This is a genomic window from Kitasatospora sp. NPDC087314 (assembly GCF_044744365.1).
Lineage (GTDB): Bacteria > Actinomycetota > Actinomycetes > Streptomycetales > Streptomycetaceae > Kitasatospora.
The window spans coordinates 297,397-319,606 of the sequence record NZ_JBIUYE010000013.1 but is presented as its reverse complement, the minus strand read 5'-3'; the positions used below and the strand labels follow the sequence as shown (position 1 = coordinate 319,606).

General features: G+C 74.8%; 18 protein-coding genes and 1 pseudogene. 12 read left to right on the top strand and 7 right to left on the bottom strand.

The genetic code is table 11. The annotated features are described in order from the left end of the window. Positions 1–263 (bottom strand): hypothetical protein (locus tag ACIO5E_RS28160; protein WP_400673005.1); only part of this gene is annotated, 263 nt, incomplete at its 3' end. Between ACIO5E_RS28160 and ACIO5E_RS28155 the strand changes: the two genes are divergently transcribed. Further along, the gene (locus ACIO5E_RS28155) at positions 178–372 is read left to right on the top strand and encodes an LPXTG cell wall anchor domain-containing protein (protein WP_400673003.1); all 195 of its coding nucleotides are present in this window, start codon (positions 178–180) and stop codon (positions 370–372) included. The two genes, ACIO5E_RS28160 and ACIO5E_RS28155, sit on opposite strands and share 86 nt — an antisense overlap. A 243-nt stretch (positions 373–615) precedes the next feature. On the opposite strand, the gene ACIO5E_RS28150 is transcribed toward ACIO5E_RS28155, so the two are convergent. Both ACIO5E_RS28150 and ACIO5E_RS28145 read right to left on the bottom strand, forming a co-directional pair. Further along, positions 616–1,857 carry a cytochrome P450 gene (locus ACIO5E_RS28150; protein ID WP_400672962.1) on the bottom strand — a complete coding sequence of 414 codons (1,242 nt, stop codon included), beginning with the start codon at positions 1,855–1,857 and terminating at the stop codon, positions 616–618. 131 nt (positions 1,858–1,988) lie between these two features. Further along, positions 1,989–2,606, bottom strand: coding sequence for a TetR/AcrR family transcriptional regulator (locus ACIO5E_RS28145; RefSeq protein ID WP_400672959.1), 618 nt, complete (start codon positions 2,604–2,606; stop codon positions 1,989–1,991). Positions 2,607–2,706: 100 nt separating this feature from the next. Here ACIO5E_RS28145 and ACIO5E_RS28140 point away from each other — a divergent pair, with 100 nt between their 5' ends. Together ACIO5E_RS28140 and ACIO5E_RS28135 are read left to right on the top strand one after the other, a co-directional pair. Continuing rightward, positions 2,707–3,096 (top strand): DUF4345 domain-containing protein, encoded by a 390-nt coding sequence (locus ACIO5E_RS28140; protein ID WP_400672956.1) that lies wholly within the window; start codon positions 2,707–2,709, stop codon positions 3,094–3,096. A gap of 26 nt (positions 3,097–3,122) precedes the next feature. Continuing rightward, positions 3,123–3,272, top strand: a pseudogene (locus ACIO5E_RS28135) (elongation factor Tu); the annotation flags it as partial. Positions 3,273–3,387: 115 nt separating this feature from the next. Here the strand turns inward: ACIO5E_RS28135 and ACIO5E_RS28130 are convergent. Then, a complete protein-coding gene (locus ACIO5E_RS28130) occupies positions 3,388–4,998 on the bottom strand; it encodes an FAD-dependent monooxygenase (protein ID WP_400672953.1) in 1,611 nt (536 codons plus the stop codon). 110 nt (positions 4,999–5,108) lie between these two features. Between ACIO5E_RS28130 and ACIO5E_RS28125 the strand changes: the two genes are divergently transcribed. Beyond that, positions 5,109–5,729 (top strand): TetR/AcrR family transcriptional regulator, encoded by a 621-nt coding sequence (locus ACIO5E_RS28125; protein WP_400672950.1) that lies wholly within the window; start codon positions 5,109–5,111, stop codon positions 5,727–5,729. Between the two features lie 160 nt (positions 5,730–5,889). Here the strand turns inward: ACIO5E_RS28125 and ACIO5E_RS28120 are convergent, their stop codons facing one another. Next, positions 5,890–6,171, bottom strand: coding sequence for a metal-sensitive transcriptional regulator (locus ACIO5E_RS28120; RefSeq protein ID WP_400672947.1), 282 nt, complete (start codon positions 6,169–6,171; stop codon positions 5,890–5,892). 158 nt (positions 6,172–6,329) lie between these two features. Next, on the bottom strand, positions 6,330–6,656 hold the full coding sequence (locus ACIO5E_RS28115; RefSeq protein WP_400672945.1) for a heavy-metal-associated domain-containing protein: 327 nt from the start codon (positions 6,654–6,656) through the stop codon (positions 6,330–6,332). A 250-nt stretch (positions 6,657–6,906) separates the two neighbouring features. On the opposite strand from ACIO5E_RS28115, the gene metF reads away from it, so the two are divergent. The 3 genes from metF to ACIO5E_RS28100 all read left to right on the top strand — a co-directional run bounded on the left by metF (position 6,907) and on the right by ACIO5E_RS28100 (position 11,665). Continuing rightward, a complete protein-coding gene (gene metF / locus ACIO5E_RS28110) occupies positions 6,907–7,920 on the top strand; it encodes a methylenetetrahydrofolate reductase [NAD(P)H] (RefSeq protein ID WP_400672943.1) in 1,014 nt (337 codons plus the stop codon). 121 nt (positions 7,921–8,041) lie between these two features. Then, positions 8,042–9,214, top strand: coding sequence for a permease (locus tag ACIO5E_RS28105; protein ID WP_400672940.1), 1,173 nt, complete (start codon positions 8,042–8,044; stop codon positions 9,212–9,214). A 210-nt stretch (positions 9,215–9,424) separates the two neighbouring features. Then, positions 9,425–11,665, top strand: a complete 2,241-nt coding sequence (locus ACIO5E_RS28100; protein ID WP_400672938.1) for a heavy metal translocating P-type ATPase — start codon at positions 9,425–9,427, stop codon at positions 11,663–11,665. Positions 11,666–11,754: 89 nt separating this feature from the next. Here ACIO5E_RS28100 and ACIO5E_RS28095 read toward each other — a convergent pair whose 3' ends face one another. After that, positions 11,755–13,527 (bottom strand): serine/threonine protein kinase, encoded by a 1,773-nt coding sequence (locus ACIO5E_RS28095; protein ID WP_400672935.1) that lies wholly within the window; start codon positions 13,525–13,527, stop codon positions 11,755–11,757. 306 nt (positions 13,528–13,833) lie between these two features. On the opposite strand from ACIO5E_RS28095, the gene ACIO5E_RS28090 reads away from it, so the two are divergent. From ACIO5E_RS28090 to ACIO5E_RS28070, 5 genes are all read left to right on the top strand, one after another. Beyond that, positions 13,834–17,952: a hypothetical protein gene (locus ACIO5E_RS28090; protein ID WP_400672933.1), complete on the top strand. Its 4,119-nt coding sequence runs from the start codon at positions 13,834–13,836 to the stop codon at positions 17,950–17,952. Between the two features lie 85 nt (positions 17,953–18,037). Continuing rightward, entirely contained in the window at positions 18,038–18,463 is a 426-nt protein-coding gene (locus tag ACIO5E_RS28085) for a hypothetical protein (RefSeq protein WP_400672930.1), read from the top strand. Continuing rightward, positions 18,460–19,194 carry a nucleotide exchange factor GrpE gene (locus tag ACIO5E_RS28080; RefSeq protein ID WP_400672928.1) on the top strand — a complete coding sequence of 245 codons (735 nt, stop codon included), beginning with the start codon at positions 18,460–18,462 and terminating at the stop codon, positions 19,192–19,194. Before ACIO5E_RS28085 ends, ACIO5E_RS28080 begins: the two co-directional genes overlap by 4 nt. A gap of 31 nt (positions 19,195–19,225) precedes the next feature. Continuing rightward, positions 19,226–21,793, top strand: coding sequence for an Hsp70 family protein (locus ACIO5E_RS28075; RefSeq protein ID WP_400672926.1), 2,568 nt, complete (start codon positions 19,226–19,228; stop codon positions 21,791–21,793). Further along, positions 21,790–22,140, top strand: coding sequence for a hypothetical protein (locus tag ACIO5E_RS28070; protein WP_400672923.1), 351 nt, complete (start codon positions 21,790–21,792; stop codon positions 22,138–22,140). The genes ACIO5E_RS28075 and ACIO5E_RS28070 overlap by 4 nt, the downstream gene beginning before the upstream one ends. Positions 22,141–22,210: the final 70 nt, after the last annotated feature.

Genomic DNA, 22,210 nt, shown 5'->3' with positions numbered 1-22,210 from the left:
ACCACGGTGTTCGGCCCGCTGGTCCTGACTCCGGACAACCTCACGGACGGCGTCTCGGTGACGGCGGTCAACCGACTCCTGCCCACCCCGTCGCCAACCCCGACGAGCCCGTCCAGCCCGTCGGTCCCGCAGAGTCCGTCGGGCCCGGCGAACTCGCCGAGCGCGCCGGAGCGAACCGTGCCGCCGGGGCCGGTCACGCCGGAGTCGCCGAGCCCGGCGACGGTGAGCCCGTCACCCTCGCCCGGCGGCCGGCTGCCCAGCACCGGCGCAACCTCCCTACTGCCGCTGGGAGTTGTCGGCGGGGCGGCGCTGGTGGGCGTCGGCGGTGTGCTGGTCGTGGTCGCGCGCAGGCGCAGGGCCCGACACCAGTAGGCACGCCGGCCTGAGTCGGGGCGGGCGGGTTCGCGGCGCAGGCTGCCGCGGGCCCGCCCTCGCGTTCGGACCGGAGCTCCACACCGCGCGCTGAGGCCCGTCCGCAGACCCCCGGCTGCGCGCCGACGCTGGGGCACCGCCGCGCCGGCCCCCCCGCCGCCGCCACGCTCGCGCTCCCGGCGGGCGGTGGGGGGGGTGAGGACGAGCCCTACGGCCCTTCCGGCGAGAGGGCCGGTGCGGGGGCTACCAGGCGGCCGGTAGGTGGGCGGGGCTGCGGGTGGTGGTGCCGAGTTGCCAGGTGAGCCGGTCGACGGGGGTGGTGAGGTGGAGGTGGGGGAGGGCGATGGCGAGGCGGCGGAGGGATTCGCGCATTTCGAGGCGCATCCGCCAGGCGCCGAGGCAGTAGTGCGGGCCGGCACTGAAGGCGAGAGTCGGGGCGGGCAGCGGGTGGTCGAGGTCGGCGTCGAGGCCGTCGGGGAAGACCGCGGGGTCACGGTTGGCGCTGCCGAGGCTGATGGCGAGGACGGCGCCGGCGGGGATGCGGACACCGCCGAGGTCGACCGGGTGGGTGGCACGGCGGGTGGTGGCCTCGTCGTCGCCGAGCGGGATGAAGTGGAGGAGGCGTTCGGTGACGTGTTCGGTGGTGTCGGGGTCGGCGAGGCGGGGCCAGTGGTCGGGGCGTTCGCCGAGCAGGTAGACGAGGGCGTTGCCGAGGGCGCCGGTGACGCTCTCGTTGCCGCTCGCGGTGAGTCCGCAGACCAGGTGGACGAGTGATTCCTCGGGGACACCGCCGTCCTGGTCGGCGGCCTGGACGAGGCGGCTGACGAGGTCCTCGCCGGGGGCGCGGCGTCGGCGGGCGATCAGTTCGGCGGTGTAGGCGGCGTATTCGGCGAGGGCGTCGGCGGGGTCGTCCGACAGTTCGTCACCCGGGCCGAGAGCGTCCGGGCCGAGAGCGTCCGGGTCGCCGCCGTCCGGGGTCCCGTCGGCGAGGACGGCGCGGGTCCAGCGACGGAGCCGTTGTTCGTCGAGGCGGTCCGGGCCGTCCCCGTCGAGCCCCATCAGGCGGCTGGTGACCGCGAAGGGCACCGGCCGGGTGAACCCGGCGACGAGGTCGGTGGGGGCGCCGTCGGCCGCGAGGGCGTCGACGGCCTGCTGGACGCTCTCCGCGACCCAGGGTTGCCAGCCGACGATGGCGCGGGCGGTGAAGGCCCGCTGGACGGTGCTGCGCAGTCGGCGGTGGGCGGGGCCGTCCTGGTTGAACATCGACGCCGGGTTGCTGGCCACGTCGGCGCCGCCGCCGGGGGTGCCGACGGTGTGCAGGTCGCCGCGGGTGAAACGGGGGTCGGTGAGGGTCTGCCGGACGTCGTGGTAGCGGGTGACCAGCCACGCGGGGGTGCCGTCGGGGAGGGTGGTGGGGTGCGGCGCCTGGACGGGGGTGACGGGGAGTCGATGCAACGGGGGGAGAGCGGGTACGGCGGTGGACATGAGGCCCTTCGGGGTCGGTGGTCCGGCATGGAGTGGGAATCCAACTATCGTATTTTCATGGGGAATTGGACGCTTCTGATGCTTTTCCCGTTGCTTCCGATGGTAGCGATTCCACCGTTCCCGGTAGGGGCTCATCCAAGCCGGTCGGGCGCCGGATCGGCGGGCAGGAGCGGCCGGAGAGCGCCCAGGACGGCGCCGATGCAGACGTCGCGCAACTCCTCGCGGGTGCAGGTCTCCTCGGTGAGCCAGTCGACGACCAGTACCCGGACGAAGACCAGCCAGCTGCGCAGGATCTGCGACCCCGCCCGCCGGGCGGCCTCGTTCGCGAACGGGAGCACCCCGATCAGGCGGGCGCGGAGGGCGTCGAGCTCGTTGGTGATGATCGTCTGGATCACCGGGTCGCCCGCCAGGACGCGGTTGGCGGCGAGGACGGCGTGCCGGTTGGCGATGAAGTAGTCCAGGTGGGCGTCCATGCCCTCGACGAGTTGCTCGATCAGGGTGTCGTCCGGGTCGAAGCGGGACTTGGCGAGCAGTTCGTCGGCGGCCTGCCGGTAGACGGCGGCGAACAGGTCGTGCTTGCCGGGGAAGTGGCGGTAGAGCAGGGCGCGCGAGACGCCGGCCTGCTCGGCGACCTCCTCCATCAGCACCTCCTCGTACGGGCGGGCGGCGAAGAGCCGGGCGCCGACGGAGAGCAGTTGGGCGCGGCGGGCGGCGGGGGAGAGGCGGCGGCGTCGTTCGTGGACTGGCATGCGGGGAAGGCTACTTGACACGTGTCTACCAGTGGGCGCTAGCTTAGTAGACACGTGTCAACCAGCGTCCGGCGGCGCCGGACGGGCGGAGGGGTGGGTCATGGCCAGGACTCTGCGGGTGCTCGCGTGGACGATGGGGATCGCCTGTGTGGCGATCGGGTTCTACCACGTACTGCTGGGGAACAGGGCGATCCCGGGTGCGGAGGACGCCGGCCCGACGATCGACAGCTTCGGCCGGTTCATGGGCGCGATCTTCGCCGGCTACGGGGCGGCCTGGCTGTGGGAGGTTCGGCAGACGCCGGTGCCGGCCCGGGCGGTGCGGTGGCTGACGGCGGTGTTCCTGCTGGGCGGGCTCGGCCGGGTGCTGTCGATCGCCGCGGCGGGGTGGCCGCACGGGTTCCAGGTGGTGCTGATGGTGATCGAACTCGCCCTCCCGCCGGTGTACTTCGCTCTCGCGAGCGCGGACGAACGGGCCTTCCGGCGCGGGTGAGCCCGAGTGGACCGGGAGGTGGCGGCGAGGGCCTGGAGATGGTCATGCCCGGCGACGACGCGGAGATGAGCGTCACCCTCATCCAGCCGATCGCGATGGAGGAGGGCCTGCGCTTCACCATCCGCGAGGGCGGCCGCACGGTCGGCGCCGGACAGGTCACCAGGATCACCAAGTAGGCGCCGGAGTCGAACACGGGGAGAGGGAGGCAGGTCGGCCGAGAACACCGGGAGCCGGCGTTCTCGGACGACCTGGCGGCGTGGCGGGTCGGCCGTCGCTCGCGGACGGGCCTCCTCAGGACGGGCAGGGCAGGGCCGCCGCGTCGGAGCCGACCCCGTAGGTGCGCAGGTGGGCGATGAGTGCGGCCGGGTCGGCCGTGCCCGCGGTGAGCCAGACGTGGCCGTCCGGGCGGACCAGTACGAGGGCGTCCCCGCTGATCCCGTAGGCGCGGCGGGCGTGGCCGTCGGGGTCGAGGACGTCGGCCCGGCGCACGCCCGGGAGTTCGGGCAGGGATGCCAGGGCGGGGTGCTCGCCGAAGGTCAGCAGGGTGGCGTGCGGGCCGCGGAGGAGGTCGAACAGGCGGGTGGGGGTGCCGTCGGCGGTGTGGCAGGGGGAGTCCGGCGCGCGGTCCCCGGCGCGGATGCCGGTGGCGTCGTCGAGGTCGCGGCCGAGCGGCCCGCCCCGGTAGTGGACGGACAGTCCGGTGAGGTCGCCGCCGGCCGAGTTGGTCAGGCTGAGGAACTGGTCGGCCAGGGCCTGGCCCCCGCTGCCGTTGCTGAACAGCGCCCGGTGCTGGGTGGAGGAGGCGGCGAGGGTGGCGCGGGCGACCGGCAGCCGCTCGGCCTGGTAGCTGTCGAGGAGCCGCTCGGGGGCGCCCTGCAGCACGGCCGCCAGTTTCCAGCCCAGGTTGTGCGCGTCCTGGATGCCGGTGTTCATGCCCTGGCCGCCGGCCGCGGACTGGCAGTGGGCGGAGTCCCCGGCGAGGAGGACTCGGCCGTCGCGGTAGCGCTCGACCAGGCGGACGGTCGGCCGCCAGACGGTGGACCAGGTCGGCTCGTGCAGCCGGACGCCGGGCAGGCCGGCCCGTTCGGCGAACAGCCGCTGGAAGGTGTCCAGGGTGGGGGCGGGCAGCCGGCCGTGCTCGTCCGGGCTGACGGCGGCGTGGAAGGCCCAGGTCTCGTCCTGGCGCAGCGGGACCAACACCAGGGCACCGACGCCGAGTTGCGGGTGGTTCCAGACGTGCATGCAGTCCGGGTCGAACCCGTCGATGCGCATCGTGGCCATCAGGAACCGCTCCTCCTCCCAGGTCTCGCCGAGGAACGGGATGCCGGCGCGCTTGCGGACGGTGCTGCGGCCGCCGTCGCAGCCGACCAGGTAGCGGGCGCCGATCCGTTCGGTGCGCTCCCCGCTGCGGACGGTCCCGCCCGGGCCGGCCTCGGTGCGCTCCCCGCGCCGGACGGTGGCGAGGACGCCGTCCGCGTCCTGGGTGTAGTCGAGGAGTTCGGTGGCCGGCTCGACCGTGACGCCGTGGTGGGCGAGCCGGTCGCGCAGCACGGCCTCGGTCTGGTGCTGGGCGAGCAGCAGCATGCCGGCGTACGGGCGGTCGGTGGTGGGGGCGTTGGCGGGCCCCGGGTCGACCTCCTGGACGAGCCGGTCGCCCTCGTAGCTGCGGACCTTGAGGTTGACGTCGCCGCGGGCGAGGATCTCGTCGACCACACCGAGGTCGTCGAACACCTCCAGCGTCCGGGGGTTGACGCCCTTGCCGCGGACGCCGCGGTCGCGGAACTCCGGATCCCGTTCGATGATCCGGCAGTCGACCCCCGCGCGGGCCAGCCCGAGGGCGAGCGTCAGGCCGACCGGGCCGGCGCCGACCACGAGGACGTCGGTCGTACGGGCAGTGCTCATGATGGGTCCCCTCCCCGCAATAAGATACGTCGCGTTTCTTGCTCTCGACTGTAGACTCGCCCCAATAAGAAACGCAACGTATCTACGAGAATCTGGTGCGGCACTCGGTGATGACCGGCAGAGCAGCGGAAGACGGACCGGCGGGCGCCAAGGCCTCGCGTCGGCGCGGTGACGAACTGGAGCGGGCGATCCTCGACGCCGTCTGGGCCGAACTCGCCGAACACGGCTACGACCGGCTCACCATGGACGGCGTCGCCGCCCGCGCCCGGACCAGCAAGCCGGTGCTCTACCGCCGCTGGTCCAACCGCGCCGCACTGGTGATCGCCGCCCTCGACCGCAACGCCCCCGACTACCAGGAGCCGCCCGACACCGGCGAGTTGCGGGCCGACCTGGCGCTCTTCCTGCGCAGCCTGCTGCACCGCTTCGACGATCTGCCGTCGGACGCCGTGCACGGCCTCCTGATCGACCTGATGCGCGACCCCGAACTGCGCGAGCACTTCCGCGGACTGGCCCTGCGGGGCCCGGTGGACGGCCTGACGGCGATGCTGCGCCGGGCCGCCGGCCGGGGTGAGATCAACCCCGCGCGGCTGACCCCGCGCACCTGCTCCCTCCCGCTCGACCTGCTGCGCGAGTCCTTCCTGCTCGGCGGGGGCGTCCCGCCCGACCACGTCGTTGACGAGATCCTCGACGACATCGTCCTTCCGCTGCTGAGGGCGCCGTCCGCGGGCTGAGCAGCGGGGCATACCCCCACCCCGTACATCCGGCCTGACCCGGAGCCCCGCGCGTATACCCCCACCCCGTAGCCGACGGCTCCTGACGCCGCTCACCCTGTGCCGGTCGGTCCAGGGCCGGACACGCCCTAAGCGGTCGTCAGGGACTTTCGGCGTCCGGTCAGGAGCGGACGAGGCGGGCGATGGCCTGGTTGGCTTCCCTGACCCGGGTGCCGGCCTGCTGGCCGCCCTCGGCGACGGCGTCGCGGACGCAGCACTCGATGTGCTCGTCGAGCAGCCGGAGGGCGAAGGACTGGAGGGCGCGGCTGGCGGCGGAGACCTGGGTGAGGACGTCGATGCAGTAGGTGTCCTGTTCGACCATGCGCTGCAGGCCGCGGATCTGGCCCTCGATGCGGCGCAGCCGCTTGCGGAAGTCGTCCTTGTGGGGGCTGTGGCTGGCCATGGCCGACTCCGGTTCCTGCGCGGTCCGGGGAGGCCCGGGGCGCGGCGCCTCCGGGCGGGGGTTTCCCACTCTACCGGGGTGCGCCGGGCGGGCTTTCGGCCCGGACGGGCGGAGCCGTCCGGGCCGATGGGGGGTCAGGCGGGTGGTCGGGCGGCCGGTCAGCCGTCGAGGCGGCCGACCAGGTCGTAGCCGGCCTCGTCGATGGCGGCGGCGACGGCGCTGTCGGCGAGCGGCAGGGTGCTGTCGACGGTGACCGTGCCGGTGGCGAGGTCCACGGCGACGGCGGTGATGCCGTCGATCTTCTTCAGCTCGGCGGTCACCGAGGTGACGCAGTGGCCGCAGGTCATGCCCTTCACCTGGAAGGCGGCCCGCCCGGCGGCCCCGGTGTCGGGGGCCGCGGTGGCGCCGGTGCCGCACGAGCCGCAGCAGGAGGTGGCGGTCTCGGTGGCGGCGGCGGACTCGACGGTGACGGCGGTCTCGGTCATGGGGGTGCTCCTGTCGTCAGTGCCCGGCGCCGGCCGCAGGTGCGGTCGGCTGCTTCGCCTGAGAACATACCATACCCCCCTAGGGTAATCATGGACCCGAATCCGAACACCTCCGGACGGCCTCGACCGATCGTCAACCAGCCCTTGTGGCGCTCTCGTGCGCCCTTCCGGACAGGGTGGACGCGGCCGCCCGCGTCCCGGGTGGCCGGCCCTGACCGGCGACCGACCCCACCACCCGAGGTGACACCCCATGGACCACACCACCCGCTCCGGAGCACGTGGCCCGCGCGGCCTGCGCGAGATCCTGGCGGCCGGCGAACGGACGTACTCCTTCGAGTTCTTCCCCGCCAAGGACGACGCCGGCGAGCGCGCGCTGTGGGCCGCGATCCGGCGGGTGGAGGCGGTCGCGCCGACCTTCGTCTCCGTCACCTACGGCGCGGGCGGCTCCTCGCGCGACCGCACCATCGAGACCACCGAGCGGATCGCCGCCCAGACCACCCTGCGGCCGGTGGCCCACCTCACCGCCGTCGGCCACTCCACCGCCGAGCTCCAGGCCGTCCTGCGGCGCTATGCGGACGTCGGGATCCGTGACGTCCTCGCCCTGCGCGGCGACCCGCCCGGTAACCCGAACGGCGTCTGGGTGCCGCATCCCCGGGGCCTGCGGCACGCCGCCGAGCTGGTCGAACTGGTCAAGGGCTGCGGCGGGTTCACGGTCGGGGTGGCGGCCTTCCCGGAGCGCCACCCGCGCTCGGCGGACTGGGCGGACGACATCCGGCACTTCGTGGCCAAGTGCCGGGCCGGCGCCGACTACGCCGTCACCCAGATGTTCTTCGAGGTCGAGCACTACCTGCGGCTGCGCGACCGGCTCGCCGAGGCCGGCTGCGACACCCCGGTCATCCCGGAGATCATGCCGGCCACCGACGTCCGCCAGATCGCCCGCTTCGCCGAACTCGGCGGTGCCTCCTTCCCGGTGGGCCTGGCGGCACGGCTGGAGGCGGCCCGCGGGGACCGGGCGGCGGCCCACCGCATCGGCGTGGACCACGCCACCCGGATGGCCGAGCAGCTGCTCCAGGAGGGCGTGCCCGGCCTGCACTTCATCACGCTGAACCGCTCCACCGCCGCCCTGGAGATCCACCGCAACCTCGGGCTGGACCGCTCCGGGCCGCGACCCGTCCCGCGCCCGTCCCCGTCCCGGCCGGCCGTCCCCGCGTCGCAGGCCGTCGCGACGGCGGCGGCCCGGCCGCTGATCGGCGGCCGGGCCTGACGGAGGGCGGGCCTGGCGGGGGAGCGTCCGGCCGCGGCGGGGCGCGGTAGGTTCATACCCCGTATGGGTATATGGTCCTCGGCGCTGGCGAACCCGTGGCACCAGGGAAGGCGGACCCACCATGCACGCGATCCTGCACGCACTGTCCATCGCCGGATCGATGACCTGGGAGATCACCTGGGCGCTGATCCTCGGCTTCCTGCTCTCCGCCGTCGTCCAGGCCGTCGTCCGCAAGTCCACCGTCGTCCGGCTGCTCGGCGACGACCGCCCCCGCACCCTCGCCGTGGCCGCCCTGCTCGGCGCGGCCTCCTCCTCCTGCTCGTACGCGGCCGTCGCCCTCGCCCGCTCGCTGTTCCGCAAGGGCGCGAACTTCACCGCCGCGATGGCCTTCGAGATCGCCTCGACCAACCTGGTCGTCGAACTCGGCGTCATCCTGGCCCTGTTGCTGGGCTGGCAGTTCACGGCGGCCGAGTTCATCGGCGGTCCGGTGATGATCCTCGTCCTCGCCCTGCTCTTCCGGCTCCTGCTGCGCGACGGACTGCTCCGCGAGGCCCGCGAACAGGCCGGCCGCGGCCGAGCCGGCTCGATGGAGGGCCACGCGGCGATGGACATGTCCGTCGCCGGGGAGGGCTCCTTCGCCCGCCGGCTGCTGTCCCGGCAGGGCGTCACGTCCGTCTCGCACGTGTTCGTGATGGAGTGGGCGGCGATCCTCAAGGACCTCGTCCTCGGGCTGCTCATCGCCGGTGCCATCGCCGCCTGGGTGCCGGACTCCTTCTGGCAGGCCTTCTTCTTCGCCGACCACCCGCTGGCCGGCAAGCTGTGGGGCCCGCTGATCGGTCCGCTGGTGGCGATCGCGTCCTTCGTCTGCTCGATCGGCAACGTGCCGCTCGCCGTGGTGCTGTGGAAGGGTGGGATCAGCTTCGGCGGGGTCGTCGCGTTCATCTTCGCGGACCTGCTGATCCTGCCGATCCTGAACATCTACCGGAAGTACTACGGCCGCCGCACGGCCCTCTTCCTGCTCGGCACCTTCTACACGGCCATGGTGGTGGCCGGCTACGTCGTCGAGCTCCTCTTCGGCGGCCTCGGGCTGATCCCCGACCAGCGCGATGCCGAGATCCCGATGTCGGGCATCGAGTGGAACTACACCACCTGGCTGAACCTCGCCTTCCTGCTCCTCGCCGCGGCCCTCCTCGCCCGCTTCCTCCGCACCGGCGGCCGCTCCATGCTCCGCATGATGGGCGGTTCGCCCGACGCTGCCGCCGCCGCGGACGGACACGGGAACGGCCACCACTGACGCGGCGCCGGGCGACTCGCCGGGGATCGCCCGGCGCCGTGTGGCCGCAGGGCCCGGGTCGTCGTCGACGCTTGCCCTGGATACCCCTAGGGGGTATAAATGAACTCGGCGCCGCAGGATACCCCTCCTGGGTATGGCGCCGAGCACGACGGCGTGGACCCGCGGACACCCTCCGCACGCCTTGCACGACGACTGTCACGAGGAGCAACGATGACCACCCAGGCACCCGCCTCCACCGAGGTGGAACTCTCGATCGGCGGCATGACCTGCGCCTCGTGCGCGGCCCGGATCGAGAAGAAGCTGAACCGGATGGACGGCGTCTCGGCGAGCGTCAACTACGCCACCGAGAAGGCCAAGGTCGCCTTCGACGAGGGCGTCGACGTCGCCGACCTGATCGCCACCGTCGAGGCCACCGGCTACACCGCCGCGCTGCCGAAGCCGCCGGTCGCCGACGCCCCGGCCGGGCAGGGCGAGCCGCCCGACGAACTGGTCCCGCTGCGCCAGCGGCTGTTCACGGCGGTCGCGCTCGCGGTGCCGGTGATCGCGATGGCGATGGTGCCGGCCCTGCAGTTCGACAACTGGCAGTGGCTGTCCCTGGTGCTGGCCGCGCCCGTGGTCACGTACGCCGCCTGGCCGTTCCACAAGGCCGCGTTCACCAACGCCCGGCACGGCGCCGCCACCATGGACACCCTGGTCTCGCTCGGCACCGGCGCCGCGTTCCTCTGGTCCCTGTGGGCCCTGTTCCTCGGCGACGCCGGGATGCCGGGCATGCGGCACGGCTTCGAGCTGACCATCGCCCGCAGCGACGGCTCGTCGAACATCTACCTGGAGGCGGCGGCCGGCGTCACCGCCTTCATCCTGGCCGGCCGCTACTTCGAGGCCCGCTCCAAGCGGACCGCGGGGGCCGCGCTCAAGGCCCTGCTGGAACTGGGCGCCAAGGACGTCACCGTGCTGCGCGGCGGCGCCGAGGTCCGGATCCCGATCGGGGACCTGGCCGTGGGCGACCGGTTCGTGGTGCGGCCGGGCGAGAAGATCGCCACCGACGGTGTGGTGGTCGAGGGCGCCTCGGCGGTGGACGCGTCGATGCTCACCGGGGAGTCCGTTCCGGTGGAGGTCTCCGTCGGCGACGGCGTCACCGGCGCCACCGTCAACGCGGGCGGCCGCCTGGTCGTCGAGGCGACCCGGGTCGGCGCGGACACCCAGCTGTCCCGGATGGCCCGGCTGGTCGAGGACGCGCAGAACGGCAAGGCCGCCGCGCAGCGCCTCGCGGACCGGATCTCCGCCGTCTTCGTCCCGATCGTGATCATCCTGGCGGTGGCCACCCTCGGCTACTGGCTGGGCACCGGCGAGGGCTGGACCGCCGCCTTCACCGCCGCCGTGGCCGTGCTGATCATCGCCTGCCCGTGCGCCCTGGGCCTGGCCACCCCGACCGCGCTCATGGTCGGCACCGGCCGCGGCGCCCAGCTGGGCGTCCTGATCAAGGGCCCGGAGGTCCTGGAGTCCACCCGCAAGGTCGACACCATCGTCCTGGACAAGACCGGCACCGTCACCACCGGCCAGATGACCCTGCTCGCCGTGCACACCGCCGAGGGCGTGGTCGAGGCCGAGGTGCTGCGCCTGGCGGGCGCCCTGGAGCACGCCTCCGAGCATCCGATCGCCCGGGCGATCGCCACCGCCGCCGCCAAGGCCGGCGAACTGCCCGCCGTCGAGGGCTTCGAGAACGTGCCGGGCCTGGGCGTCCAGGGCGTGGTGGACGGCCACGCGGTGATCGCCGGCCGGGAGGCGCTGCTGAACGACTGGTCGCAGTACCTGCCGCAGGGCCTGGCCGAGGCCAAGCGCACCGCCGAGGCGGCCGGCCGCACCGCGATCGCGGTGGGCTGGGACGGCGAGGCCCGGGCCGTCCTGGAGGTGGCGGACGCGGTCAGGCCGACCAGCGCCGAGGCGATCGCCCGGCTGCGCGGCCTGGGCCTGACCCCGGTGCTGCTGACCGGCGACAACCGGCTGGTCGCCGAGGCCGTCGCGGCCGAGGTCGGCATCGCCCCGGAGGACGTGATCGCCGAGGTCATGCCGCAGGACAAGGTCGACACCGTCAAGCGGCTGCAGGCCGAGGGCAGGGTCGTGGCGATGGTCGGCGACGGCGTCAACGACGCGGCCGCGCTCGCCCAGGCCGACCTGGGCCTGGCGATGGGCACCGGCACCGACGCCGCGATCGAGGCGGGCGACCTCACCCTGGTCCGCGGCGACCTGCTGGCGGCGGCCGACGCGATCCGGCTCTCCCGCCGCACCCTGGCCACCATCAAGGGCAACCTGTTCTGGGCGTTCGGCTACAACGTCGCCGCCCTGCCGCTGGCCGCGGCCGGGATGCTCAACCCGATGATCGCGGGGGCCGCGATGGCCTTCTCCTCGGTCTTCGTGGTCGGCAACAGCCTGCGGCTGCGCCGCTTCCGCTGAGCCGCCACCCCGTGAGCCGTATCCGCTGAGCCCGCGCCGACACCCCGAGGCCCTGGAACCGAACCCGGTTCCAGGGCCTCGGCGTCACGTCAGCCCTGCTCGGGCAGCCCCACCGCCTGCCACCGGTACGCCGCGTCCTCCTGCCAGCACTGCAACTCGCCCTCCACCACCGCGGCCAGGCACAGCCGCCAGTCCTCGCCCATCGCGAGCGCGACCCGGGTGGCCGGGCGCAGCGTCGGCCGCCACCAGCGCGGCCGCCGGGAGGCGCCGCCGGCCGGCAGCCGCAGCCGGACGCCGCCCGCGCCGGCCAGCGCCACGGTCGGGCCGCCTCGGTGGCCGGCCATCGCGATGCCGAGGGAGGGTTCGCCGTCGCCGATCTCGGGCGCCGGGCCGGCCGTGCCGAGGGTGTGCAACTGGACGGAGCCGTCCGGCCGCAGCGTGGCGGCCTGCGGACCGGCGGAGGTACGGGCCAGCGCCCCGGCGCGCAGCGCGCCGGGCGGCCCCAGCGGGACGGGGCGATCGGCCGTGCCCGGCCGCCAGCTCAGTACCCGCTCGCGGTGCTCGACCAGGACCAGCCAGGACCCGGCCCGCTCTTCCAGCGCGGCGAGCACCCGGTCGGCCGGGCAGCCGGGCAGCTCCTGGCCGGTGAGGGTGAGGCCGGGCGCCCAGCGGTAGGAGCGCAGCGCGCCGCCGGCCGCCGTCCAGACCGTCATCTCCCCGGCGGAGTTGACCGCCCCCGCGAGCCCGCTGACCCCGCGCGCGGCCTCCCACCAGCCGGCCGCGGTGCCGACCCAGAGCGTGCCGCCGCGGTCCTCGGCGCAGACCACCAGCTCGCCCGCGTGCCCGGCCCAGCCGGCCACCAGCTCCCGGACCGCGCCGGGCCCCTGACCGGCCGGCAGGCGCTGCCCGCCGTGCCCGGGGCCGGCCAGTGCCGTGCCGTCGGCGCCGCCGGTGACCAGCAGCGGCCGGCCGGCCCGGTCGGGCAGTACGGCCAGGCCAGCGGTGCGCGCCACCGGCCGGTGGGAGCGCAGGAGTTCGCGGCCGCGCGCCACCCACGGGCCGAGCGGGGAGGGGCGGCGGTCCGGGTCGCGGGCCAGCGGCTCGCAGGCCCAGCGCGCCAGCTCCTCGCCGTAGCCGGCGGCCAGCAGTTCGGCGCGGGCCTGCTCGGCGGCCAGCCGGTGGTCGAGCCGGCCGTGGTCGGGCAGCAGCAGGGCGCGGGCGAGGGTGCCGACCGCGAACAGGTCCTTGGCGGTGGTCGGGAAGCCGCCGACCTGCTCGGCCTCCGGCGGGACGTGCCCGGGGGTGAACACCGCGACGGTGAGGGTGTGGTCGAGCGGGGCCAGGAAGGTCAGGTCGATCAGCTTGACCTGGCCCTGCGCGTCCACCAGGACGTTGGCGGGGGAGATGTCCCGGTGCACCCAGCGCTTGCGGTGCAGCTCGTCGACGATCCGGCAGAGTCGGGCCAGCACCTCGGCCACCGCCGCCGGCCCGCCGCGCTGGGTGCGGCCCCAGGTGTGCAGCGGCACGCCCTCGACCCAGGGCGAGATCTGGTAGCCGAGCAGCCCGCCGGAGGGCGCGGCGCCGGGCCGGTGCGGGGAGGGTCCGAGCAGGAAGCTGGGCACCACCAGGTCGGTCACGCCCAGGCGGTGGGCATTGTGCGAGACGTCGTCCCAACGCCCGAGCCAGCGCCGTACTTCGGAGGGGTCGCGCTCCAGCATGATCTTCGCGGCGACCAGCTCCTTGAGCCCGCTGTGGCCGGTCCGCACCGCCCGCCACACCTCGGCCTCGCCGCCCCGGTGGTGGAATTCCAGGAGTTCGTACTGCTCGGGGTCGAACTCCGGTCCGAACCGGAGCCCGGGCACCCAACGCGACTCGGACACACAACCCCCGACTGACCCCTGTTGGCTTGTCACCGACGCTGGGCCGGTCCTGACGCGCTGCTGTGCTGCTTCGTACGTGCTGCTTCGTGCGAGTGGCCTCGTACGCCTTGCTTCCTGCGTGCTGTTTCCCGTGCGCTGCCCAGGATAGTGCTCCTTTCTGTTCGTCTGACCGGTCGAGGGCCTATTCTGATGGGCGCCCGAGCAACATCACGACACGACGTCAACTCATGATCGTCCGAAGCTTGTTGATCATGGCGGGGGCGAACTCAACGCACAGGGGGACGCTGCATGGCGCAGCTCGCGGTGCTGCTGATCGTGGTGGCACTGGCCGGTGCGGCAGCCGTCGTACTGGTCCGCCGCCGACAGGCCCTGGACACCGAGGCGGTGGCCAAGGCGTTGGCCGCGGCGGCCGAACGGCTCGCCGCCGGCAAGGCCCCGCAGGCCCGGCGCCGGTACGCGCGCCTCGCCCGACGACTCGCCGCCGGCCCCGCGGAGCTGGGTCCACAGCGCGGTCTCGCCCTGCTCGGCCAGGCCGAGGCCACCATCCCCACCGGCGACCGGCAGTCCACCCTCGCCCTGCACCGCGAGGCCTTCCCGCTGCTCGCGGCCCCGGCCCGGCAGGTACCCCGGTGGAGCCTGCGCCACCTCGCCGAGGAGCGGATATCCGCCCCGGACGGCGACCTCGGGCCGCTGCTCGCCTTCCTCCAGGCCGTCGCCGACGGCGCCGAACCCGGCGAGGAGGCCGCGGCGGCAGCCCGCGCCGTGGACTGGCTGCAGCGGCTCTGCCGCGAGGGCACCCCCGAGCAGCGCGAGAGCGCCACCACCCGAACCCTGGCCGCGCTGCCCGGCCGGGACTGGCCGGTGCTGGCCCGCTCCGCCCTGCTGTGCGGCACCGACCGCGCCGCCGAGGCCGAGGCCCTGCTCGCCGCGGCCGCGCCCGGCGGCAGCGGCGAGCTCTGGTTCCGCTGGGGCGCCCAGCTGTTCACCCTGCACCGGGACGAACCCGCCGTCGCCGCCTTCGACGAGGCGTTGCGGCGCGGCCCCGGCGAGCCCTCGCCGTGGGTGCGCGGCCCGGCGCTGCGCACCGACAGCCTGCTCTTCCGCGGCCTGGCCCGGCAGCGGCTCGGCGCCACCGACGCCGCGTGGGCCGACCTCGCGGCCGCCGCCACCGAGACCCCCGGCGACCCCCGCCCCCGCTACGCCCTCGGCCGGCTCGCCCTGCTGCTCGGGGCCGACGACCAGGCCCGGGAGCAGTTCACCGCCGCCCTGACCGTCCAACCCTCCTTCGCCCCGGCCCGGTTCGGCCTCGCCCTGGTGCACGAGCGGGCCGCGCGCCCCGCCGAGGCGGCCGCCGACTACCGCACCGGCCTGGGCCTGGCCCCCGACTGGCGCCCCGCCCGGGTCCGGCTCGGCGCGGCCCTGCTCGCCGCCGGCGAGGCGGCCGAGGCCGAGCCCGTCCTCGGCGCCGAGGCCGACACCGAACCGGACTCCCGCTGGGCCCGGATCGCCGCCTTCCACCACGGTCTCGCCCTGGCCCGTACCGGCGACCCGGCCGGCGCCCTGGCCCGCTGGGAGCCGCTGCACGACGAGGAACTGCGCGAGCGGCTCGCTCTGGCCCGCGACCGGCTCGCCCGCACCCGGCTGGCCGCCGACCCGGTGGCCGCCCGGGAGCTCTGGCAGCAGGCCGCCGCCGACCACCCGGCCGCCCCCGGCTACCGGGCCGCGCTGCGCGAGGCCGCCCTGCGCGAGGCCGCGCACCTGCTGGTCACCGGCCGCGACCACCCCGAACCGCGCGAGCGGGCCGCCGCCGCCCTCGCCCTCGCCGACTCCCTGCCCGGCGCCGTCACCCACCGGCAGGCCCGGCTGCGCGCCGCGCTCGCCCTGGCCGAGGGCTCGACGGAACCGCCGGCGACCCTGCTCGACCCCGCCACCGGGCCGCGCGACCGCTACCACCTGGCCGCCGTCGCCCTGCTGACCGGCCGTCCGGTCCAGACCATCGCCCTGCTCGCCCCGCTCGCGCCCGACCCGGCCGGCGACCCCGCCCTGGCCCGGCTGCGGGCGCTGCTCGCCGAACGGGCCGGCAACTGGGCCACCGCGCTGGACTGGTACCGCCACTTCCTGACCGCCGGTACCGCCCCCGAGTCACCGCAGCCGCTTCCCGGGACCGCCGAGTGCGGGGTCTGCGCGGGCCCCGCCACCGACGCCTGCGCCGGCTGCGGCCGGGAGGCCTGCGCCGCCCACCTGCACCGCCCCGCCGACGCCGCCTCGCCGCGCTGCGTGCGCTGCGCCGCGCCCGCACTGCGCGCCGTCCTGGACTGCGCCCGCCGGGCCGGGGTGCCCGAACAGGCCGAGCCCGTCCTCGCCGCCTGGGCGCAGGCGCTCGGCGACAGCCCCGCCGCCGCGCCCGTACGGCTGGACCTCGCCCTGCTGCGCGCCGAACTCGGCCGGCTGGACGAGGCCCTGGCCGACCTGCCGGAGGACCACAGCGCCGCGCGCGGCGCCGTCCTGCTCCGCCGGGCCGGCGCCGCCCTGGACGCCGGGGAGCCCGGCCGCGCGGCCGGCGACCTGCGCCGGGTGCTCACCCTCGCCCCGGGCCACCCGCAGGCCGCCGCCGCGCTCGTCCTGCTCGCCGAGCACGAGGCCCACCAGCACGCCGTCGAGGGCCGCCACCGCGAAGCCTGGAACGGCTACCACGCGCTGCTGCTCAAGGACCCGGCCCACCCCCGGCTGCTGCACGCCCTCGGCCTGGCCGGCTACCGGCTGGCCGTCTCCACCCAGGAGGAGGCGGCGCCCGACGAGCGGATCTGGGCCTGGACGCTCGGCTGCCTGGTCGCCGCCCTGCACCAGCCCGACCTGTGGGCGGAGTCCGCCCGGATCACCGGCCGCCCGGTCGAACCGCCGCGGATGTCCGCCGCCCGCAGCGCGCTCACCGACCGCCTCCGTGAGGACCTGCGCGCGCTGGACCGGGCCGCCGGCCGCAGCGGCGACGAGGTCACCGCCTGGACGCTGCTCCTCGGCATGGAGGCGCACTGCGCGGACGCCTTCGCCCGGGAGGACGTCCGGATCACCCTGTCCGGCCGCCCGGCCCGGCGCCTGGCGCTCGGCCCCGCCCTCGACCGGCTGCTCCGCCAGGAGCCCGAACTCGCCGGCTGGGCCGCCGGGTTCGACGAGGCGGTGCGGGCCTGGCGGCGGCCGGAGAGCCCCGACGGGCACCCGCTGACCCGGGCCCTCGGCCTGTTCGGTGACCTCGGCCCGCAGCGCTACCTGCTCCTCCAGGGCCGCCAGGCCGCAGCCGTCGGCGCCCTGGACGCGGTGCCCGAGGCCGAACGCGGCGCGGGCTGGCAGGGCCTGCTCGGCGAGAGCCTGGTCAGCCAGGCCCGCGAGCACCACCGCAACCAGGACTGGCGCGAGGCCCTGGACTGCCTCACCCGGGCCCGCACCGTGCCCGGCACCGTACTGCCCGCCGACGCGCCCGCGATCGCCGCCGAATCCGGCGTACGAGCCGCCCGCGCCCTGCTCAAGAGCAGCGACGACGACCAGGCGGGCGCCACCGAACTCCTGGAGAAGGCCCTCGCGCTGGCCCCCGACCACCCCGAGGTGCGCGGCGACCTCGGCGCCACCTACGCCCAGTGGGCCCGCAAGATCAACAACGAGGACAAGGACTACCCCCGCGCCCTGGTCCTGCTGCGCAAGAGCCTCGAACTCGCCCCCGACGAGCCGACCGCCCGGCACTTCCTGGAGGCCGCCCTCGGCAACCGGGCCAGCCAGCTCAGCCGCCCCGACGCCACCGACGCGGAGCTGGAGGAGGCCGCCGAGGCGTGGCGGGAACTGATCACGCTCAACCCGGACCCGGACCACCGGCACGGCCTCGCCTTCGTGCTCCGCCACCTCGCCCGCTCCGCCGCCTTCGCCGACCACCGGGCCCTCGCCGTCGGCCGGATGGCGGACGCCCTGCGGGCCGACCCGGAGTGGGACGGCGACGTCGAGCAGGAGGCCCCGCGCCGGGTCGCCGTGATGCTCGCCAACCACATGCTGGACAACCTGCAGGACCGTCCGTTCACGACCCAGGCCGCCATGCTGCAGAAGGCCAGGGCCTACGACGACTCGCCCGACATCCGCCGCCTGATGGTCAGTGTCTGGCGCGGCGAGGCCATCGGCCACTACGAGGCCCACCGCTACCCCGAGGCGACCCGGCTGCTGGAGGAGGCGCTCAACCTGGCCCGCACGCCGGAGGACGTCACCAAGCTGCACATCGAACTCGGCGTCGTCTACAGCTCCTACGCCGTCAACCGGGCCAACCTGCGCCAGTTCAGGGAGGCCCGCCAGCTGATCCGCCAGGCCGTCGAGCACAATCCGGACGACCGCGACCTGCGCGCCCTGCAGCGGAGGATCAACGCGCTCCGCTGACCGCAACCGCCGAGCGGTCGCCGTCGTCGTAGGTCCTGCGCCATCCCTGAGTAACCGTCAGCCGTGAGGAGAGAAGCCGCCCGCCATGCCACTGCACGAACCGTCGCCGTACGAGGTCCTGGGCGTTGCGCTCACGGCCGGCGTGCGCGAGATCAACCTCGCCGTCGGCCCGGCGATGCGGGCGGGCCGGTACACCCGCCAGCAGATCCAGGACGCCGCCGCACTGCTGCGAAACCCGGACCGGCGGCTGGAGTCGGACCTCCAGCGACCGCTGCCGCCGGAGCCCGTCGACCAGGCGGCCGACCTGCTGGCGCCCGCTCTCGCCGAGCCGCTGCTGGTCATCGAACGCCCGCCGCTGCCGCCCGCCGCCTCCCTGCTGGCGCTGCACCGGGCCGAGTCGGCGGCCGACTTCGCCGAACCCGCCCCCGGCGGCGCCGATCCCGAACCGCCCATCCCCGCCCGCTACGCCGCCGACCTGTCCGTGCTGCCGCAGATCGAGGTACCGGAATGACCGACGCACCGCCCGCCCCCTCCTCCGAGGGCCACCAGCCGCTGGAGATCCCGCAGCGCGCCCTGGAGGTCGACCTCGACCAGGCGTTCAGCCAACTGCTCTACCGGGCCTCCCTGTTGCAGCGCCTACGGGCCGATGAGGCGCAGACCGCCCGGTCCACCCAGCGGGACCTGCTGGGCATCTTGGTCGAGGTGGACGACGCCCTCGCCGCGCTCGGCCTGGACCGCGAACTGGTGCTGCTCGGGCGCGGCGCCGGGATCGAGGCCACCCGCCGGCGGCTGCTCGGACGGCTCGCCAAGGCGGGGGTGCGCCCGATGCGACTGGAGGGCCTGGCGGCGGACCCGGCGCTGACCGAGATCGTCGGCACCGAACCGCGGTTCGGGGTGGCGCCGGAGACGGTCGTGCAGACGGTGGTCACCGGGTTCTTCTGGGGGGAGGAGGTGCTGCGCCGGGCCCAGGTCGTGGTCGCCGCGCCCGTCCCGGAACCGGAGTCGGTGTTCGCCGAGGACGTCGAGCGCGCGCTCGCCCCGGAGCCCGAGTCGGGGGCGGCGCCGGACCGGCCGGGGGAGCCCGGGCCCGAACCGGCACCCGAGTCCGAGGCCGTGCCACCGGAGCCCGAACCCGAACCCGAAGCCGCCGCGCCGGTGAACCCCGCCCGGGCCACGACGGCCCCGCCCCGGGCCCGCCGGAAGGGCGCGGCCACGGGCGGCCGGCGCAAGCGGAAGAAGTAGTCAGGACCACGAGGGGCAAGAGGGGAACGACATGTACCGCACACTCGGCATCGACCTGGGAACCACCAACTCCGTGGTGGCCCACCTGCGCCGGGGCGAGCCGGAGATCATCTTCAACCGGCAGAACCAGGAGGCCACGCCCTCCGTGGTCGGCAGCGGCCGCAAGGGCGAGCTGCTGGTCGGCTCGACCGCGCGCAGCCGGGTCGCCATCGACGGCGCCAACGTGATCCGCTCGGTCAAGCGCTTCATGGGCCGCAAGTTCAAGGACCCGCAGGTCCAGGCCGCCCTCAAGGAGGTCGACTACAAGGTCACGGCGGGTACCGACGGCGACGTGAACGTCTGGTTCAACGGCCGCTCCTACACCCCGATCGAGATCTCCGCGATCATCCTGCACCGCCTGAAGGAGGACGCCGAGCAGCGCTTCGGCGAGCCCTTCCACCGGGCCGTCATCACCGTCCCGGCGTACTTCGGCGAGCGGCAGGTCGCGGCCACCCAGGAGGCGGGCCGGATGGCCGGCCTGCACGTGCTGCGGATCATCAACGAGCCGACCGCCGCCGCGCTCGCCTACGGGATCACCTCCGAGGCCGGCGACGAGGGCCGGACCGTCCTGGTCTACGACCTCGGCGGCGGCACCTTCGACATCTCCATCCTGCTGCTGGTGCCCGGCTCGGTCTCGGTGCTCGGCATCGAGGGCGACAACCTGCTCGGCGGCGACGACTTCGACCGCGCGATCACCACCGCGCTGCTGGAGGACATCCGGGAGGAGTACGGCGCCGACTACCAGCCCGACCTGCGGGACCGGCCGAAGATCGCCTCCACCGCCGAGACCATCAAGATCGAGCTCTCCCACCAGGAGGCCTCCGAGGTGATCCTGCCCGGCCTCGGCGCCGGCCAGCTGGTGCTGGAGACGGAGTTCGAGCGGGCCCGCTTCGAGGAGCTGATCGAGGCCCGGATCGAGCGCACCATCGAGCTGACCCACAAGGCCATCATGCAGGCCAACCTCACCGTCGGGGACATCGACGAGGTGGTGCTGGTCGGCGGCTCCACCGCGATCCCGCTGGTGGCCCGGCGGCTCGGCGAGGTCTTCGGGCCGCGCCGGATCCGGCGCGGCGTCAACCCGATGCAGTGCGTGGCGCTCGGCGCGGCCGTACAGTCCGCGCTGGTCGGCGAGGTGGAGTGCCCCGAGTGCCGGGCCCCCGGCGACCTCTCCGCCTCCAACTGCGCCAACTGCGCCACCTCGCTGCTCGGCGGGCCCCGGGTCTCCTGCACCGGCTGCCACCTCCCGGTCGACGCCGAGGCCGCGACCTGCCCCAAGTGCGGCCAGGAGGCGGGTGCTTCGGCCACCGGGGCGGGCATCCCGGCACAGTCCCAGGCGGCCACCGTCGTGCGCAGCGACAACTGCCCGCGCTGCGGCACCCCGGCCGCCCCCGGCGTCACCGCCTGCGAGCTGTGCGGCGAGGCGCTCAACTCCGCCGCCCCCGGCCGGACCAGGGTGGCCTCGACCGCCGCCGAGGACGTCGGCCTGCGCTGCGCCGCCTGCGGCGTGGTCAACCCGCCCGGCAGCGAGGTCTGCCAGGGCTGCGGCGAGCTGATGCAGGTCACCAACCCGTTCGACATCACCCCGAAGAACCTCGGCATCGAGCTCAACGACGGCCGGCTGGCCGTCATCATCCCCAAGAACACCAGCTACCCGACCGGTTCGCCGGTCAGCCGCGAGTTCGTGGTCTCCGGCAGCGGCCGCCAGCGGCTGGAGATCGCGGTCTACGAGGGCGAGCACGAGATCGCCCAGCAGAACGAGCTGATCGGCCACCTGACCCTGCGCCTGCCCGCCGGACTCGGCGGCCGCACCCCGGTGGAGGTGTCCTTCGGTCTCGACCGGGACCGCACCATCACCCTGTCGGTGCGGATCCAGGGCGGCGGCGAGAAGACCGTCAAGCTGGAGCGCGTCACCCTCGACCCCGAGCTCAAGGTCCAGGTCGAGGAGCAGCAGCGGCAGATCGAGACCTTCACCGACCGCTGGGGCGGCGAGCTCACCGAGGCCGAGATGCGCGAGGCGCAGCGGCTCATGGACAGCCTGGACGACCTGGCCGCCGGCCAGACCCGTGGCCAGTCGGTGGACGAGGCGCTGGAGCGGGCCCAGCGCCAGCTCAAGGCGCAGCGCTGGGTCCGAGGCTCGGAGGCGTACCTGAGCCTGTTCCTCCACTACTGCGAGAAGCACCTCGACCCGAGCGACCTCGACCGGCTGCGGTCGGTGGCCGCCGAGCTGCGGCTGCGCCGCGAGGCGGCCGACTGGGAGGGCGCGATGCGCGCCGCCCAGCGGGCCGACGAGCTGTGCGACTCGCTCGGGCACACCTTCCGGATGCTCACCATGTGCAACGTCTACGTCAACCAGAACATGGTCTCGCCGGCGCTGGCGCAGCGGATCATGGCCGAGCTGCGCGGGCTGGACGAGGCGGTGGAGTCGGCCAACATGGAGGCCGCCAACCAGCACAGCTCGGCCCTGCTGGCGCTGTACGCGCAGGCGCAGCGGGAGCTGGGCAGTGAGCCGCTCGCGGAGTCGCTCGGCCCCGTCCGCCCCGAGGAGGCCGGTCCGCGATGAGCTCCGACGTGACTCCGATCGGCGGGCCGGCTGCCGACGTGCCTCCGATCAAGGTGCTCTGCCCGCAGTGCGCCGTCCCGGCGGACCCGCAGGGCCTGCGCTGCCCGTCCTGCCGGGAGGACCTGGCCGCGCTGGTCCGGCTGCGTTACGCCGCTCGGATCGACTACAACCGGGCGCTGGACGCGCTGGCGGCCGGCGACGGGGCGTTCGCGCTCGGCTTGCTGCACCGCGCGGTGGCGGCCGAACCGGGGCTTGAACCGGCCCGGGACCTGCTGGAATCACTGAGCGTGTCCGGGTCCTGCGGGGCCGCGGTCGGGGAGCGGGAGGGCGACACGCCCTCTGAGTGACCAATTCGGACGTTTCCGGCCTGCCGTCGAGTTCGATCGGTGCGAGTGTGATCGTCACATGGAAGTTCGC